Raw genomic sequence first — 16,155 nt, forward strand, 5'->3', positions numbered from 1 at the left:
CTCCTTCGAGGGGACGGACCCCGGCCGGGTGGCAGGGATGTCGCTTTCGCCCAGAGCCCCCGAGTCGACTCATGGGATGCGCCGGACCGAGCGGTCAGGAGCGCACGTCGTGCAGGTCGGCGGTGATCTGGAGGGCGAGGTGCTTGGCGTACACCCGCACCCAGGCCAGAGGGCCGCCCATGTACCAGAAGCCCGGATGGCCGGTACGGCGGTACAGCCCGCCGATCTCGCCGTCCTCGCCGATGCCGAGGACCAGGGGGAGCCGCTCGGCCACGGCGTCGCCGAACAGGCGGCGCGCGGTCTCGCGCATGTTCGAGTAGCCGGTCGCCAGCACGACGAGGTCGGCGTCGAGCTCGCGGCCGTCCTCGAGCCGGATGCCCGTCGCGGTGAACTCCGCGAGCCCCGAGCCCTGGGCGAGCCCGATCCGGCCCTCGGCGATCAGGCCGGACGCGCCGACGTCGATGTAGTAGCCGCCGCCCTTGGCGAGCGCGAAGCCCATCAGCCCGGTGCCGTCGGGTCCGTCGTTGAGCCGGAAGCCCACCGCCTCGAGCGAGGCCAGCAGCGCGGCGTCCTTCTCGGCGGTGCGCTTCACGCCCTCCTTGGCGTCCTCGAGCACGAGCGGCCAGGGGTAGGCGCTGGCCAGGAGGTCGGCGTACTCGGTCGGCGGCCCGGACTCGGTGAAGTTGGCCCCGAAGATCGCGGGGATGCCGTGCTCCTGGCTGATGATGTGGGTCGAGGAGCGCTGCACCAGGGTGACCTCGGCGCCCGCCTCGTACAGGTCCTGGGCGATGTCGTGGCCGCTGTTGCAGGCGCCGACGACGACGGCCTTCCGGCCGGCCCAGCTGCCGCCGGCGCCGTGCTCGCTGGAGTGGTAGACCGTGCCCGCGAAGCCGTCGCGTCCGGGGAGGTCGGGGACGTGGGGCTCGCCGGCCGCCCCCGTCGCGAGGACGACGTGGCGCGGGCGCAGCGTCCGCTCGCCCTCCCCGGTCTGCACCGTGAGCGCCCACGCGCCGGCCTGCTCGTCGTACGCCGCGGCGGTCATCTCGGCCGAGCACCAGACGTCGAGCTCCATCGCCTGGGCGTAGAACTCGAACCAGTCGGCGATCTTGTCCTTGGGGGAGTAGATCGGCCACGACTGCGGGAACGGGAGATAGGGCAGGTGGTCGGCCCAGACCGGGTCGTGCAGCACCAGCGAGTGGTACCGACGGCGCCAGCCGTCGCCGACCCGCTCGCTCCTCTCCAGGATGAGCGCGTCGACGCCCATCAGGCGCAGGTTCGCCGCGAGGGCGAGGCCGCCCTGGCCGGCGCCGAGGACGACGACCTCCGGCTCGCGGTCGGTGTAGGCCCGCGCGTGCTCGCGCTTGTCCTTCCAGTTGCGCTGCGTGGTGGCGCCGACCTCGTGCCGCGGGCCGGTGGGCCGGCGGCTGCCGAGGGCCCGCTCGTGGCCCTTGAGGTCCTCGACCCCGGTCATGACCGTCCAGGCGCGCCAGCCGTCCTCGCCCTGCCGGATGCGGGCCACGCCCCGGCACCAGGCGCCGGGCGTCTCGAAGGTGAAGAAGCCCTCGATCGTGCCGCCGCCCCCTCCTCGGCCACGAAGCGCGGACCGAACTCGGTGACGATCCGGACGTCGGACACCTTCGCCTGCTGCAGGTGCTCGTCGAGGAGCCCGGCGATCCGGTCCGTGCCGTGGTAGGTCCCGAGGTCCCAGCTGAGCGCGAGGAGGTCGCGCCACCAGCAGTCCCCGTCCAGCAGGTTCGTGGTCGCGGCGGCGTCCGCCGCCGCCATCGCGTCCGCGAAGTCGGCGAGCCAGGCCGCGAACGCCGCCTTCACCTCGTCAGGAGACGAGTCGGTGTCCACCCTCACGTGAGTCCCTCCTTGCGGGCCGCGCGGCCCAGATCGTCCGACCGAGCGATCGCTCGGTCGGAGAGGAGTGTTGCACACGTCACACCGTGAGGGGAAGGGCCTCGCGACGCGGAGAGCACCCGTCGGCGCCGTACCGGCGAGTAGGGATGTCCGGTTCCGAACGCGCTGCGGGCCGGCGCAGCCGCCCTACTACGCTGGCTTCGTGACCCACTTCGATGTCCTCGTCCTCGGTGCCGGCCCCGGTGGGTACGTCGCCGCGATCCGCGCCGCCCAGCTCGGCAAGTCCGTTGCCGTGATCGAGAAGAAGTACTGGGGCGGCGTCTGTCTCAACGTCGGCTGCATCCCCTCCAAGGCGCTGCTCAAGAACGCCGAGCTGGCGCACACGCTGACCCACGAGAAGGCCAAGTTCGGCATCGAGGGCGACGCGACGATGGCCTTCGGCCCGACCCACCAGCGCTCCCGCCAGGTGAGCGCCGGCATCGTCAAGGGCGTCCACTACCTGATGAAGAAGAACAAGATCACCGAGGTCGACGGCTGGGGCACCCTGACCGGCCCGAAGACCGTCTCGGTCGCGCTCAACGACGGGTCGGTCGCCGAGTACACCTGCGACAACCTGATCATCGCCACCGGCGCGACCGTCCGCAGCGTGCCGGGCGTGGAGCCCAACGGCAAGAACATCGTGACCTACGAGGAGCAGATCCTCGACGAGAGCGTCCCCGGCTCGATCATCATCGGCGGCTCGGGCGCGATCGGCGTCGAGTTCGCCTACGTGCTGAAGAACTTCGGCGTCGACGTCACCATCGTGGAGTTCCTCGACCGCATGGTCCCGACCGAGGACGCCGACGTGTCCAAGGAGCTCGCCAAGCACTACAAGAAGCTCGGCGTGAAGGTGCTGACCTCGACCGCCGTCAAGGGCGTCGAGGACACCGGCTCCGGCGTACGCGTGCGCGTGGCTCCGGCTGCCGGTGGCGACGAGCAGGTGCTCGAGGCCGACAAGTTCCTCGCCGCCTTCGGCTTCGCCCCCCGCGTCGACGGCTACGGCCTCGACGCCGCCGGCGTGAAGCTCACCGACCGCGGCGCGATCGAGATCGACGACTTCTGCCGCACCAACGTCGACGGCGTCTACGCCATCGGCGACTGCACCGGCAAGCTGATGCTCGCCCACGTCGCCGAGGGCCAGGGCATCGTCGCCGCCGAGACCCTCGCCGGCGCCGAGACCATGCCGGTCGAGTACGACTTCGTCCCGCGCGCGACGTACTGCCAGCCGCAGATCGGCTCCTTCGGCTACAGCGAGCAGCAGGCCAAGGACAAGGGGTACGACGTCAAGACGGCCTCGTTCCCCTTCTCGGCCAACGGCAAGGCGCAGGGCCTGGGCGAGGCCGTGGGCTTCGTCAAGATCGTCGCCGACGCGGAGTACAACGAGATCCTCGGCGCCCACATGATCGGCCCCGACGTCACCGAGCTGCTGCCCGCGCTGACCCTCGCGCAGAAGTGGGACCTCACCGCCGACGAGGTCGGCCGCAACGTGTTCGCCCACCCGACCCTGTCGGAGGCCGTCAAGGAGGCGATCCACGGGATCGCCGGGCACATGATCAACCTCTGAGCGGGACCTTCGGCCCCAGCTCCTGAGTAGGGGGACTCACGCGCGCGTGGGTCCCCCTACGCCATCCTTCGGCCATGAAGGATCTCCGCCGGATCGTCGTCACCGTCGTCATCGCCTCGTTCTCCGTCGCCGCGCTGCTCGGGATCATCGCCCTGCTCGGCCCCGGCGACTTCGGGGACACCGGGGCGAAGGTGCTGCTCACCACCGTCATCGTGGGCGTCGAGTCCACCGTCGCCCTGTGCCTGCTCTCCCTGGCGGGACACCGCTGGGCGCCGCTGGCCGCCGCCGGGGGACTCGCCTCGATCGTGGCGACCGCCGCCGCGGTGACGCTCACCTGGGGAGACTTCGGGTGGGACTCGGCCGTCGACGAGCTGCTGTGGAAGTCCTTCGGCGTCGGCGCGATCCTGGCCGCGACCGCCGCCCAGCTCTCCCTGCTGATCGCGCTGGTCCTCCGGCCCGGCCGCGCCGCCGGCCCGCTCGGCGGCCTGCTCGCGGCGACCGGCCTCGTCGCCGCGATCGTCGCGGCGATGGCGATCGGGCCGATCCTGCTGGAGACCGACCCCGGCGGGGGCTACTGGCGGGCCTTCGGCGTGCTGGCGATCCTCGACGTCCTCGGGAGCGTGGTGCTGATCGCGCTGGGCGCCTTCGGGCGGGTGCGGACCCGGGTCACGGAGCCGCCCGGCGGCTCCGTGGGGCTCACCGCCGACCAGCAGCAGCGGGTCCTCGCCTGGGCGGCGACCCACGGGACCAGCCCGGACCGAGTGGTCGCGGCGGCGCTGGACGCCTACCTCTCCTGAGGCGGTCGGCGCGAATCGTCGTGGGCGTGCGCCGCTGCAAGAATGGCGGCCATGGCGCGTGTGGTGATCGTCGGTGGCGGACCCGGTGGCTACGAGTCGGCCCTGGTGGCCGCCCAGCTGGGTGCCGAGGTGGTGGTCGTCGACTCCGACGGCGTCGGAGGGTCGGCGGTGCTGACCGACTGCGTCCCGAGCAAGACCCTGATCGCGACAGCCGAGGTGATGACCGACCTCAGCGAGGCCGGCGAGCTCGGCATCGACGTCGACGCGCCCCGGGTCGACCTCGCGCGGGTCAACGCGCGGGTCAAGGCGCTCGCCCTCGCGCAGTCCGCGGACATCGCGAGCCGGCTGGCCCGGGAAGGGGTGACCGTCGTCGCGGGCCGGGGGCGTCTCGACGGCCCGTCGCGGGTCGTCGCGACCCTCGCCGACGGCACCGAGACGACGTACGACGCCGACGCGGTGCTCGTCGCGACCGGCGCCACGCCCCGGGTGCTGCCGACGGCCCAGCCCGACGGCGAGCGGATCCTCACCTGGGAGCAGGTCTACGACCTGACCGAGCTGCCCGAGCACGTGATCGTGGTCGGCTCCGGTGTCACGGGCGCGGAGTTCGCGAGCGCCTACCAGTCGCTCGGCATCCCGGTGACGCTGGTGTCCTCGCGCGACCGGGTGCTGCCGGGCGAGGACCAGGACGCCGCGCAGGTGCTGGAGGACGTGCTCACCCGGCGCGGCATGACCGTGCTCGCGCGCTCCCGGATGCAGTCGGTCTCCCGCGCCGGCGACGTCGTGACGGTGACCCTGGTCGACGGCCGCGAGGTCACCGGCTCCCACTGCATCCTCGCCCTCGGCTCGGTGCCCAACACCGAGGGTCTCGGCCTGGAGGCGGCCGGCGTCGCGCTCGACGACGGCGGCTTCGTCACCGTCGACCGGGTCTCGCGGACCTCGGCGCCCGGCGTGTACGCCGCCGGCGACTGCACCGGCGTCCTCATGCTCGCCTCCGTCGCCGCCATGCAGGGCCGGATCGCGATGGCCCACGTGCTCGGCGACGCCGTGCAGCCGCTCGACCTCGGCGTGGTCGCCTCGAACGTCTTCACCTCCCCGGAGATCGCCACCGTGGGCGTCACCCAGCAGCAGGTCGACGCCGGCGAGGTGCTCGCCGAGGTCGTCGTGCAGCCGCTCGCGACCAACGCCCGCGCGAAGATGCAGGGCATCGTCGACGGCTTCGTGAAGCTCTTCGTCGCCCCCGGCTCCCGCAGCCTTCTCGGCGGCGTCGTCGTCGGCCCGCGCGCCTCCGAGCTGATCCACCCGGTCGCGCTCGCCGTGACCGAGCGGCTCACCGCCGACCAGCTCGCCCAGACCTTCACGGTGTACCCGTCGATCAGCGGCTCCATCGCCGAGGCCGCCCGCCGCCTGCATCGGGCGTAGTCCCGACTGACACAATGCGCCCATGCGCGTTCATCTCGGCTGCGACCACGCCGGTCTCGAGCTCAAGTCCCACCTCATCGGCTGGCTGACCGAGCACGGCTACGAGCCGGTCGACCACGGTCCCTTCGTGTACGACGCCCTCGACGACTACCCCGTCTTCTGCCTGCGCGCGGCCGAGGGCGTCGTCGCCGACCGGGCCGCCGGGCTGGACAGCCTCGGCGTCGTCATCGGCGGCTCCGGCAACGGCGAGCAGATCGCGGCCAACAAGGTGAAGGGCGTCCGCGCCGCGCTCGCGTGGTCGGAGGAGACCGCCACCCTGGCGCGCGAGCACAACGACGCCTGGGTGGTCGCCGTGGGCGGCCGGATGCACACCCTGGAGGAGATGACCCGGCTCGTCGAGGTCTTCCTGGGCACCCCGTTCCCCGGCGACGAGCGCCACGTGCGGCGGATCGGCCAGCTGTCGTCGTACGAGACCACGGGCGAGCTGCCGCCCCTGCCCGAGTCCGCGGTCGGGCACGGTCAGGCCTGATGCCCGAGGGGCACACCCTCCATCGCCTCGCCGGCGAGCTGACCTCGGTCTTCGGAGGGAACCGGGTCCGCGTCGGCAGCCCCAGGGCCGCTTCGCCGAGGCCGCCGCGCAGCTCGACGGCGCGCTGCTCGTCGACGCCGAGGCGTGGGGCAAGCAGCTGTTCGTCCGGTTTCGTCCTGTCCCTCCGGCCGGCGTCGTCGCGAGCGGCGTTTCCGGCCGATCTGGCAAGGCGGCGGAGCGACGGCATGCTGGATCGCACGTCGAGCGACGTCAACGCAGCCAGATCGAGTCGGAAACGTCGCGCAGCAGGCGGGGGCCGGAGGGACAGGACGACGAGGGCGAGCGGTTCGTCCACGTCCACCTCGGGCTGTACGGCGGCTTCGACGTCCGCGACGACGTGCCCGAGGTGCCGCCGCCGGTCGGGCAGGCGCGGCTGCGGCTGGTCCGCCCGGCGACGCCGGACCGTCTCGCGGCGTACGGCGACCTGCGCGGCCCGACCACCTGCGCCCTGGTGACGGCCGCGGAGCGCGCCGCGGTGGTCGCCCGCTCCGGCCCGGACCCGCTGCGGGCGGACGCCGATCCCGACCGGGCCTGGGACCGGGTCGGCCGGAGCGCCTCGCCCATCGGCACCCTGCTCATGGACCAGTCGGTCCTCGCGGGCGTGGGCAACGTCTACCGGGCCGAGGTGCTGTTCCGGCACCGCATCCACCCGCTGCGCCCCGGCCGCACGCTTCGCAGCGCGCAGTGGCGCGCGATCTGGGACGATCTGGTCGTGCTGATGGGGGAGGGCGTGCGCACCGGGCGGATCGACACCGTCCGGCCCGAGCACACCCCGGAGGCGATGGGCCGCCCGCCGCGGGTCGACGACCACGGCGGCGAGGTCTACGTGTACCGCCGGACCGGGCAGGCCTGCCACGTCTGTGGGAGCAAGGTCCGCACCGAGGTGCTCGGGGGCCGCAACCTGTTCTGGTGCGCCCGCTGCCAGCCGGCCTTCCGGTCGCGGGCGGGGCGGTGATCCCGGCCGGGCGCCGGTGGGCGCGGACCGATGTCGGCATCGCGTGCGTGCTCGCCGCCACCGCGGCCGCCGTCGTGGTCGGCATCGCGCTCAATCCCGCGGACGTGCCGGTCAACCTGGTCTTCCTGCCGCTCGTGCTCGGCATCCTGTTCCTGAGCAACCGCGTCCTGCCGTGGTTCGCCCTGTTCGTCATCGTCGCCCTCAGCCTGGCCGCCTTCTTCCAGGACGGCCTGACGCCGCGGGTCGGCGTCGCGCTGAGCGTCATGTACGGCGTCGCGGTGCTGGTGATCGTGCTGTCGCTGCGCCGCGGGCAGATCGGCGTCGGGCCGTTCCGCGGCCAGTCGATGCTCGTCGACCTGCGCGACCGGATCCTGGCCCAGGGCGAGATCCCGGCCCTGCCCGACTCCTGGCTGGTCGAGTCCGCGCTCACCTCCGCGGGCGGCTCGCCGTTCGCGGGCGACTTCGTGGTCGCCACGTCCGGCGACCACGGCCGCCGGATCGAGCTGGTCGTCGTCGACGTGTCGGGCAAGGGCGAGGCCGCCGGCACCCGCGCCCTCCAGCTCTCCGGCGCGATGGGCGGGCTGGTGGCCGCGCTGCCGCCGTACCGCTTCCTGCCCGCCGCCAACGACTACCTCCTGCAGCGGGCGTGGGAGGAGGGCTTCGCGACCGCCGTCCACGTCTCGGTCGACCTCGCCACCGGCGTGTTCGAGCTCCGCTCGGCGGGCCACCCGCCGGCCGTGCAGCGGGAGGCCGGCTCCGGACGGTGGCGGCCGCTGCGCCCCGACGGCCCGGTCCTCGGCATCGTCGAGGACGCCGAGTTCGCCTGCCACCGCGGCCGCCTCGCCCCGGGCGACAGCCTGCTGCTCTACACCGACGGGATGGTCGAGGAGCCGCGGCGCGACATCGACCTCGGCATCGACCACATGCTGGGGGAGGCCGAGTCCCTGCTGCGGGGCTCCTGGGACGGCCTGGCCCGGCGCCTCGTCGCCGCCGTCGGCTCGCCGGACGACGACCGGGCGCTGCTGGTCGTCCACCGGCGCCCCTGAGTTGGGGCTGCCACCCTGCCGTGTGGCACGATGGCGCGTGGTTCTCGGCCGTGCGCGAGCGCGGCCCGGAGCGCCGGGGATGTAGCTCAATGGTAGAGCCTCAGTCTTCCAAACTGATTACGCGGGTTCGATTCCCGTCATCCCCTCGAAGTGCGGCCCGGCAGCGCGATCGGCGGGCCGCGCCGCGGGGCGTAGCGTAGTGGCTAGCGCGCCTGCTTTGGGAGCAGGAGACCGCAGGTTCGAGTCCTGTCGCCCCGACAGATCGCCCCGATCACAGCGGGCCGCCGTGGCCCGTGCACCATCCCCTGACCAGTAGGAGAACACCTGTGAAGAGCGCCGTCGAGACCTTGAGCCCGACCCGGGCCAAGCTGACCGTCGAGGTGCCCTTCGAGGAGCTCAAGCCGAGCCTCGACGCGGCGTACCAGAAGATCGCGAAGCAGATCAACGTCCCCGGCTTCCGCCGCGGCAAGGTCCCGCCCCAGGTGATCGACCGTCAGATCGGCCGCGGCGTCGTCCTCGATGAGGCGGTCAACGACGTGCTGCCCAAGGCGTACGTCGAGGCGCTCCAGGAGAACAACCTCACCCCGCTCGCGCAGCCCGACATCGAGGTCACCAAGTTCGAGGACAACGACGGCCTCGAGTTCACCGCCGAGGTCGACGTCAAGCCCGAGTTCGAGCTGCCGGCGTACGACGGCCTCGAGGCCAGCGTCGAGGACCTCGCGGTCACCGACGAAGACGTCGCCGAGCAGGTGGACGCGCTGCGTGAGCGCTTCGGCACCCTGAGCGACGTCGAGCGTCCCGCGAAGGACGGCGACTTCGTCGTCATTGACCTGGTCGCCACCAAGGACGGCGAGACCGTCGACGGCGCCGAGATCTCCGACTTCTCCTACAAGGTCGGCAGCGGCGGCATGATCGAGGGCCTCGACGAGGCTCTCGTCGGCACCGCCGCCGGCGAGGAGAAGATCTTCACGACCCAGCTCGTCTCCGGCGACCTCGTCGGCCAGGACGTCGAGGTCGCCGTCAAGGTCGGCCAGGTCCAGGAGCAGGAGCTCCCCGAGCTCGACGACGAGTTCGCCCAGGACGCCTCCGAGTTCGACACCCTCGACGAGCTCCGCGACGACGTCCGCGAGCGGCTCACCCGCGGCAAGCGGCTCGAGCAGGCCGCCGCCGCCCGCGACGCCGTCCTCGAGGCGCTGCTGGAGAAGGTCGAGATCCCGCTCCCCGAGAGCATGGTCACCGAGGAGCTCGACGCCCGGCGCGGCAACCTCGAGCAGCAGCTCGCGATGGCCGGCATGACCCTGGACAAGTACCTCGAGGACGAGAAGCAGACCCAGGAGGAGTTCGAGGCCGACCTCGAGCGCCGGGTCCGCGACGCCGTCGCCGCGCAGTTCCTCCTCGACGAGATCGCCGACAAGGAGGAGATGGGCGTCGACCAGGGCGAGCTGACCCAGCACATGATCCGCCGCGCCCAGCAGTCCGGCCAGGACCCGCAGGAGTTCGTGAACCACATGTTCGAGCACAACCACGTGCCCGACCTGGTCCAGGAGATCCGCCGCGGCAAGGCCCTGCAGCTCCTCGTCGAGGGCGCCACCGTCAAGGACGGCGCCGGCAACGTCATCGAGTTGAAGAACCTCCAGGCCGACGGCAGCATCGGCGAGCCGGCCGAGGAGTCCGAGCCGGTTGAGGAGTCCGAGGCGCCCGCCGAGGCCTGATCGGCCCCGTTCCACCGCCCGCGGCACTCGTTGCATGGATCCCCGGATGTCCGGGGATCCATGCGCTTGTCAGGCGTTGCAACCCCTGACAAGCGCATGAGACGCCCGTCCGCTGTGACGCACGGGACTCGTGAGACGCAACGCCCGGTGCTCCGGCCGAGCCCCACACCGGATTGAGTGTACGACTGTGCACTCAATCCGCTAGCATCGCCCGATGACCTCCACCCCGACCGTCGTCGACGCGCTGGCGCTGGCCACCGCGGTGGTCGACGACCTCGTCGTGACCACCGCCCGCGACACCCACGTCGCGATCTCGCGCCGCGCCCACGGCGCCGTCCGCCGCGGCGCGGGGCCGGCCGGCGTACCCGCCGAGGCGCTGCACCGCGGCATCGCCGCCCTCGTGTACGGCGCCGTGGGGCTCTCGTTCCGCGGCGCGAGCGCCGGACTGTCCCGGCTCGCGGAGGCCGGCGTGGGGCCGGCGCTGGAGGAGGGGCCGCGCGGCCGGTTCGTCAACGCGGCGGTCAACGGGCTGATCGGGGAGGAGCTGCGCCGGGACCGGCCGCGGCTGGCGATCGAGATGGCGGTGCGCCACGACGGTCGCGACGTCGTCCTCACTCCCGAGGGGGTCGCCGGGGCCTTCCCCGGCGCCACCGGGCGGCTCGTGGTCTTCCTGCACGGGCTGTGCGAGAACGAGGCCTACTGGCGGCGCCACCGCGACCGCCTCGGCTCGACGTACGGCGAGAGCCTGGCCGGCCGCGGCTGGACACCGGTCTACCTCCGGGCCAACACCGGCCTGCCGCTGCGGGAGAACGGCGTGGTGCTCGCCTCGCTGATGCAGCGGCTGGTCGACGCGTGGCCCACCGAGGTCACCCGGATCGCGCTGGTCGGCCACTCGCTCGGCGGCCTGGTCGTCCGGGCGTCGTCCGCGGTGGTCGCCGACGGCGACGCGCCCGCGCCGTGGACCCGACTGGTCACCGACGTCGTCACCCTCGGCACCCCGCACCTCGGCTCGTGGTTCGCGGTCAGTGCCGACCACGCCAGCCGGACCCTGGCCCGGGCGCCCGAGGTGGCGGCCTTCGGGCGGATCATCGACCGCCAGGCGCCGGGCATCCACGACCTCATCGAGGGACTCGCGTACGACGTGCCCCCGCTCCCGCACGCGCGCTACCGCCTCGTCTCGGCGACCCTGACCCGCTCGCCGCGGCACCCGGTCGCCCAGGCGATCGGCGACCTGCTCGTCACGCCCCGCTCCGCCGTCGGCCGGGACCGGCGCGGCACCGACCTGTTCCCCGGCGCCGAGGTCCTCCACGTCGGTCGGACCGACCACTTCGGCCTGCTCAACCACCCCGAGATCCACGCCGCGCTCGCCCGCTGGCTCGCCTGACATCTCCTCCCGTGGGAGGTGGTGGCGCGCCGGGAGGCGGCGCCATGATGACGTCCATGACGACGAACGCCGCGCGCGAGCTGCGCGCCGAGGCCGTGATCGAGGCGCCGGCGGCGCACGTGTGGGCGCTGCTGACCGACTTCGGGCAGCTGGCCGCCTGGAGCCCGGAGACGGTGCGGATGGTGCCGCTCAAGCCGGGCGGCCTGCGGGTGGGGCAGTGGTACCTCGGCATCAACCGCCGCAAGGCCGTCGTGTGGCCGACCCGCTCGGTCGTCGCCGACGTCAGCCCGCAGCGCCGGCTGGTCTGGGACACGCCGTCCAGCGGCGCCCAGTGGATCTGGGAGCTGGAGGCCGACCCGGCCGACGCGCAGCGGACCAGGGTCGTGCACCGGCGGCCGGTCCCGCGCTCGCTGAGCGTCGGCAGCCGGATCGTGGCGCCGCTGCTGCTCGGCGGCAACGACTCCCACGCCGACGAGCTCGAGGCGGGCATGGCCACGACGCTCGCCGGCCTCAAGGCCGCGGCCGAGGGCTGAAGCCCGGAGCCGTCAGCCCGGGAAGTCGGTGAACCCGACCAGGGTCGTCGCGCCCAGGGCCCACACGGCGCCGGGACCGACGTACGGACCGCCGATCGCGGTGCCGTCCTCGTCGTTCTCCTGCCCGATCCTCGTGACGTCCTGCGACCACGCGACCTTCCCCGTGGACCGGTCGAGGGCCTGGACCTCCCACGACGACTCGTAGTCGGTCTCGACCTGGACGAAGGCGTCCGGCGTCTCGGTCGGCGCGCTGTCGGTGCCGGGGCCGGACCAGAGGGTCTCGCCGGTGTCGGCGTCGAGGTACGTCGTCGTCATCCGCCCGGCCTCGGTGTCGAACCCGGTCACCGCGACCTGGGCGCGGTCGGCCGTCCAGCGCCACCCGGACAGCTCGTCGCCGAGGTCGGAGCGCTCCCACACGGCCTCGCCCGTCGTGACGTCGTACAGCGTCGCGCCCATCCCGATCCGGCCCTCCGGGGAGGTGAGCCGGCCGTCCTGGGTGTCCCACGGCTGGCCCTTCAGCTCCAGCAGGAGCCGGCCGTCGCGGTAGACGTCGACCTTGTCGTTGCCGAAGCCGCGATCGACGGTCCAGGGGCGCTCGGGGAAGGCGCCCTTGCCGAGGTGGGTGCTGCCGAGGACGGCGCCGGTCGCGCGGTCGAGCTCGAACTGCGAGCCGTCGGCCTCGCCGGACCGCGTCTCCTGCCACGCCGACACCGAGACGTTCGGGCCGGTCAGGTCGAGCGCGGGGGAGCCGGCGCCGTACCCGCTCAGCTCGGACGTGCCCGCCGGGCCGTCCGGCCACACGCTCTCGAGCGTCTCGGCATCGAGCGCCGCGACCGCAAAGGGGGGCGGGTAGGCGTCCTCGGCCGCGCCGGCCGGCGTCACGACGACGTAGAGGACCCCGTCGTCGAGGACCGGAGCGCTGCCGGCGGCGACCGCGAGCTCGATGCCGCCGGGCGACGCGCCCGTCGTGGGGTCCACCCGAACCAGGGCCGAGCCGCGCGAGCAGAACAGGGAGGCGTCGTCCGGGGCCCAGCACGCGGTGTACCCCTTGCCGCGCCACAGCACCTTGCCGTCGCCGGAGATCCCGACCAGCAGCGGCCCGGCCTCCTCGGCCTGGTCGTCGGCGACCGCCGCGACGAGCACGTCGCCCACCACGACCCCGAGGGGTCGGGCACCTCGTCGTCGCCGACCGGTCCCAGGGGGACGAACCGGCCGTTCGGCACCACCTCGTCGGCGCGCAGCTCCCAGGTCCGCCCCGGCTCGTGGAGGACGGCGGCCGCCGCGCCGCCGTCGCCCTTCACGCCGCCGGGTCCGTCGTCGCGATCGGGGTCGTCGTCGCCGGAGGTCAGCAGCCAGGCGCCGAGCCCCAGCGCCACCACGAGGGCGACGAGGGCGGCGCCGATGCCGAGCAGCCGGCCGGTGGACGTGCCGGTGGACATGGGATGGGCCTCCTGCGACGGGTGGGGTTCCCGGCAGGCTACCGGGAGGCGTACGACGGCAAATCCGCTGTCGGCGAACAGCGGCGCAGAACGCGTGGATCTGTCTCCCGCTCCGGCTAGTGTCACCCGCGTGACTCAGTTTTCCGCTGGCCCCGAGCGTGGGCCCGAGATGAACGGTGGAGCCGGTCTCAACCTGCTCGACGACAACATCTACAGCCGGCTGCTCCGTGAGCGGATCGTGTTCCTCGGCTCCGAGGTCCGCGACCAGAACGCCAACGCGATCTGCGCCCAGCTGCTGCTGCTGTCGGCGGAGGACCCCGAGGCGGACATCTTCCTCCACATCAACTCGCCGGGTGGCTCGGTGGACGCCGGCATGGCGATCTACGACACGATGAACTACATCCCCAACGACGTCGCGACGGTCGGCATGGGCCTGGCCGCGTCGATGGGCCAGTTCCTGCTCTGCGCGGGCGCGAAGGGCAAGCGCTACGCGCTGCCGCACGCCCGGATCATGATGCACCAGCCGTCCTCGGGCATGGGCGGCTCGGCCTCCGACATCAAGATCCAGGCCCAGCAGTCGCTGCACATCAAGAAGGTGCTCCTCGACCTGATCGCCGAGCACACCGGCCAGAGCGTCGAGCAGGTCACCGAGGACGCCGACCGCGACCGCTGGTTCACCGCGCAGGAGGCCCTCGAGTACGGCCTCGTCGACCAGGTCATCAAGAGCGCGAAGGAAGCCTCCGACGAGGGCCGCCCGGCCCACAAGAAGGACTGAGCATGAACTACTACATCCCGCAGTGGGAAGAGCGCACGTCGTACGGCTTCCGCCGGATCGACCCCTACGCCAAGCTGTTCGAGGACCGGATCATCTACCTCGGCACCCCGATCTCCGACGACGTCGCCAACGCCGTCATCGCCCAGCTGCTGTGCCTGCAGTCGATGAACCCCGACCAGGACATCAGCATCTACATCAACAGCCCCGGCGGCTCCTTCACGGCGCTGACGGCGATCTACGACACGATCCAGTTCATCAAGCCCGATGTGCAGACCGTGTGCATCGGCCAGGCGGCCTCGGCGGCGGCGATCCTGCTCGCCGCGGGCGCCAAGGGCAAGCGGCTCGCGCTGCCCAACAGCCGGATCCTCATCCACCAGCCCTACACCGAGGGCACCTTCGGCCAGACCTCCGACATCGAGATCCAGGCCAACGAGATCCTCCGGATGCGCGAGCTGCTCGAGAAGATGATCAGCGACCACTCGGGCAAGGCGATCGACGAGGTCAGCCGCGACATCGAGCGCGACAAGATCCTCACCGCCCAGGGTGCGATCGAGTACGGCCTGATCGACTCGGTGCTCGAGTCGCTCAAGCAGACCCCTGCCCTGGCCTGACCAGCAAGATCCGATGAGCCGGCCGGCGTACCCCTCGTGTCACTCCCCACAGCGGGGGCCACAGGCGGTACCGTCGGGGAGTTCGATTGTGAGGAGGACCCGTGGCACGCATCGGTGACGGTGGCGATCTGCTGAAGTGCTCGTTCTGCGGCAAGAGCCAGAAGCAGGTCAAGAAGCTCATCGCTGGTCCGGGTGTCTACATCTGCGACGAGTGCATCGACCTGTGCAACGAGATCATCGAGGAGGAGCTCGCCGAGGGCTCGGAGGTCGAGCTCGCCGACCTGCCGAAGCCCAAGGAGATCTTCGAGTTCCTCAACTCCTACGTCATCGGGCAGGAGCAGGCCAAGAAGTCCCTCGCGGTCGCGGTCTACAACCACTACAAGCGGGTCCAGGCCGGCGTGCAGCCGCTGGGCAGCGCGGGACAGGGCAAGCACACCAAGGACGAGATCGTCGAGGTGGCGAAGTCCAACATCCTCGTCATCGGCCCGACCGGCTGCGGCAAGACCTACCTCGCGCAGACCCTGGCCCGGATGCTCAACGTCCCGTTCGCGATCGCGGACGCCACGGCGCTGACCGAGGCCGGGTACGTCGGCGAGGACGTCGAGAACATCCTCCTCAAGCTGATCCAGGCCGCCGACTACGACGTCAAGAAGGCCGAGACCGGCATCATCTACATCGACGAGATCGACAAGGTGGCCCGCAAGGCCGAGAACCCGTCGATCACCCGCGACGTCTCCGGTGAGGGCGTCCAGCAGGCGCTGCTGAAGATCATCGAGGGCACCACCGCCTCGGTGCCGCCGCAGGGCGGCCGCAAGCACCCGCACCAGGAGTTCATCCAGATCGACACCACCAACATCCTGTTCGTGGTGGGCGGCGCCTTCGCCGGGCTGGAGCACATCATCGAGCAGCGGGTCGGCAAGAAGTCCCTCGGCTTCACCGCCGAGCCCCGCGGCGAGGCCGAGCGCGCCGCCGACGACCTGCTCGCCCAGGTCCGCCCCGAGGACCTCACCAAGTTCGGGCTGATCCCCGAGTTCATCGGCCGCCTGCCGCTCATCGCCAGCGTCAGCCCGCTCGACCAGGACGCGCTCATCCAGATCCTCACCGAGCCGCGCAACGCCCTGGTCAAGCAGTACAAGAAGCTCTTCGACCTCGACGGCGTCGAGCTCGAGTTCACCGACGACGCCGTCGCCGCCATCGCCGACAAGGCGCTCGAGCGCGGCACCGGCGCCCGCGGCCTGCGCGCCATCATCGAGGAGGTCCTCCTCCACGTGATGTACGACGTCCCCAGCCGCGGCGACGTCGCCCAGGTCGTGGTCACCAAGGAGGTCGTCGAGGACGACGTCGCCCCGACCCTGGTGCTGCGCGAGTCCAAGAAGAAGAAGTCGGCCTGATCGGTCCGTATCGGTTCCCCGACTTCGGGAACCTCCCA

15 protein-coding genes and 2 tRNA genes are annotated in these 16,155 nt (G+C 72.2%); 14 read left to right on the forward strand and 3 right to left on the reverse strand.

Annotated elements, in window-relative coordinates; genetic code table 11:
• Positions 1-94 precede the first annotated feature (94 nt).
• On the reverse strand, positions 95-1,519 hold the full coding sequence (locus FIV44_RS23135; protein WP_141006499.1) for a flavin-containing monooxygenase: 1,425 nt from the start codon (positions 1,517-1,519) through the stop codon (positions 95-97).
• Complete coding sequence (locus FIV44_RS23140) at positions 1,468-1,863, reverse strand: hypothetical protein (protein WP_141006500.1); 396 nt, start codon at positions 1,861-1,863, stop codon at positions 1,468-1,470. Before FIV44_RS23140 ends, FIV44_RS23135 begins: the two co-directional genes overlap by 52 nt.
• Positions 1,864-2,065: 202 nt before the next feature.
• Between FIV44_RS23140 and lpdA the strand changes: the two genes are divergently transcribed.
• From lpdA to FIV44_RS23195, 11 genes are all read left to right on the forward strand, one after another.
• A complete protein-coding gene (lpdA, locus tag FIV44_RS23145) occupies positions 2,066-3,466 on the forward strand; it encodes a dihydrolipoyl dehydrogenase (protein WP_141006501.1) in 1,401 nt (466 codons plus the stop codon).
• Between the two features lie 74 nt (positions 3,467-3,540).
• Complete coding sequence (locus FIV44_RS23150; RefSeq protein WP_141006502.1) at positions 3,541-4,263, forward strand: hypothetical protein; 723 nt, start codon at positions 3,541-3,543, stop codon at positions 4,261-4,263.
• Between the two features lie 51 nt (positions 4,264-4,314).
• Positions 4,315-5,682 (forward strand): NAD(P)H-quinone dehydrogenase, encoded by a 1,368-nt coding sequence (locus tag FIV44_RS23155; RefSeq protein ID WP_141006503.1) that lies wholly within the window; start codon positions 4,315-4,317, stop codon positions 5,680-5,682.
• A gap of 22 nt (positions 5,683-5,704) precedes the next feature.
• Complete coding sequence (locus tag FIV44_RS23160) at positions 5,705-6,211, forward strand: ribose-5-phosphate isomerase (RefSeq protein WP_141006504.1); 507 nt, start codon at positions 5,705-5,707, stop codon at positions 6,209-6,211.
• Positions 6,212-6,335: 124 nt separating this feature from the next.
• On the forward strand, positions 6,336-7,226 hold the full coding sequence (locus tag FIV44_RS23165; protein WP_219996549.1) for an Fpg/Nei family DNA glycosylase: 891 nt from the start codon (positions 6,336-6,338) through the stop codon (positions 7,224-7,226).
• Complete coding sequence (locus FIV44_RS23170) at positions 7,181-8,272, forward strand: PP2C family protein-serine/threonine phosphatase (protein ID WP_141006506.1); 1,092 nt, start codon at positions 7,181-7,183, stop codon at positions 8,270-8,272. Before FIV44_RS23165 ends, FIV44_RS23170 begins: the two co-directional genes overlap by 46 nt.
• Before the next feature lie 75 nt (positions 8,273-8,347).
• A tRNA-Gly gene (locus FIV44_RS23175) sits at positions 8,348-8,418 on the forward strand.
• Between the two features lie 39 nt (positions 8,419-8,457).
• Positions 8,458-8,530 (forward strand) — tRNA-Pro (locus FIV44_RS23180).
• A gap of 68 nt (positions 8,531-8,598) precedes the next feature.
• On the forward strand, positions 8,599-9,984 hold the full coding sequence (gene tig / locus FIV44_RS23185) for a trigger factor (protein WP_141006507.1): 1,386 nt from the start codon (positions 8,599-8,601) through the stop codon (positions 9,982-9,984).
• A 214-nt stretch (positions 9,985-10,198) separates the two neighbouring features.
• Positions 10,199-11,368, forward strand: coding sequence for an alpha/beta hydrolase (locus FIV44_RS23190; RefSeq protein WP_141006508.1), 1,170 nt, complete (start codon positions 10,199-10,201; stop codon positions 11,366-11,368).
• A gap of 56 nt (positions 11,369-11,424) precedes the next feature.
• Positions 11,425-11,901: an SRPBCC family protein gene (locus FIV44_RS23195; RefSeq protein ID WP_181410778.1), complete on the forward strand. Its 477-nt coding sequence runs from the start codon at positions 11,425-11,427 to the stop codon at positions 11,899-11,901.
• 12 nt (positions 11,902-11,913) lie between these two features.
• On the opposite strand, the gene FIV44_RS23200 is transcribed toward FIV44_RS23195, so the two are convergent.
• Entirely contained in the window at positions 11,914-13,053 is a 1,140-nt protein-coding gene (locus FIV44_RS23200; protein ID WP_141006510.1) for an outer membrane protein assembly factor BamB family protein, read from the reverse strand.
• A gap of 456 nt (positions 13,054-13,509) precedes the next feature.
• Here FIV44_RS23200 and FIV44_RS23205 point away from each other — a divergent pair, with 456 nt between their 5' ends.
• From FIV44_RS23205 to clpX, 3 genes are all read left to right on the forward strand, one after another.
• Entirely contained in the window at positions 13,510-14,115 is a 606-nt protein-coding gene (locus FIV44_RS23205; protein WP_141006511.1) for an ATP-dependent Clp protease proteolytic subunit, read from the forward strand.
• A 2-nt stretch (positions 14,116-14,117) separates the two neighbouring features.
• Positions 14,118-14,726: an ATP-dependent Clp protease proteolytic subunit gene (locus FIV44_RS23210; protein WP_141006512.1), complete on the forward strand. Its 609-nt coding sequence runs from the start codon at positions 14,118-14,120 to the stop codon at positions 14,724-14,726.
• A gap of 101 nt (positions 14,727-14,827) precedes the next feature.
• Positions 14,828-16,117: an ATP-dependent Clp protease ATP-binding subunit ClpX gene (clpX, locus tag FIV44_RS23215; protein WP_141006513.1), complete on the forward strand. Its 1,290-nt coding sequence runs from the start codon at positions 14,828-14,830 to the stop codon at positions 16,115-16,117.
• Positions 16,118-16,155: the final 38 nt, after the last annotated feature.

Origin of the sequence: Nocardioides humi (assembly GCF_006494775.1) — a bacterium.
In the GTDB taxonomy this organism is placed as follows: domain Bacteria; phylum Actinomycetota; class Actinomycetes; order Propionibacteriales; family Nocardioidaceae; genus Nocardioides; species Nocardioides humi.

Coding starts and splice junctions, on each gene's coding strand:
- FIV44_RS23155 (WP_141006503.1), top strand. CDS start 4,315: ATGGCGCGTGTGGTGATCGTCGGTGGCGGACCCGGTGGCTACGAGTCG.
- FIV44_RS23195 (WP_181410778.1), top strand. CDS start 11,425: ATGACGACGAACGCCGCGCGCGAGCTGCGCGCCGAGGCCGTGATCGAG.
- FIV44_RS23210 (WP_141006512.1), top strand. CDS start 14,118: ATGAACTACTACATCCCGCAGTGGGAAGAGCGCACGTCGTACGGCTTC.
- FIV44_RS23205 (WP_141006511.1), top strand. CDS start 13,510: ATGAACGGTGGAGCCGGTCTCAACCTGCTCGACGACAACATCTACAGC.
- FIV44_RS23150 (WP_141006502.1), top strand. CDS start 3,541: ATGAAGGATCTCCGCCGGATCGTCGTCACCGTCGTCATCGCCTCGTTC.
- FIV44_RS23190 (WP_141006508.1), top strand. CDS start 10,199: ATGACCTCCACCCCGACCGTCGTCGACGCGCTGGCGCTGGCCACCGCG.
- FIV44_RS23160 (WP_141006504.1), top strand. CDS start 5,705: ATGCGCGTTCATCTCGGCTGCGACCACGCCGGTCTCGAGCTCAAGTCC.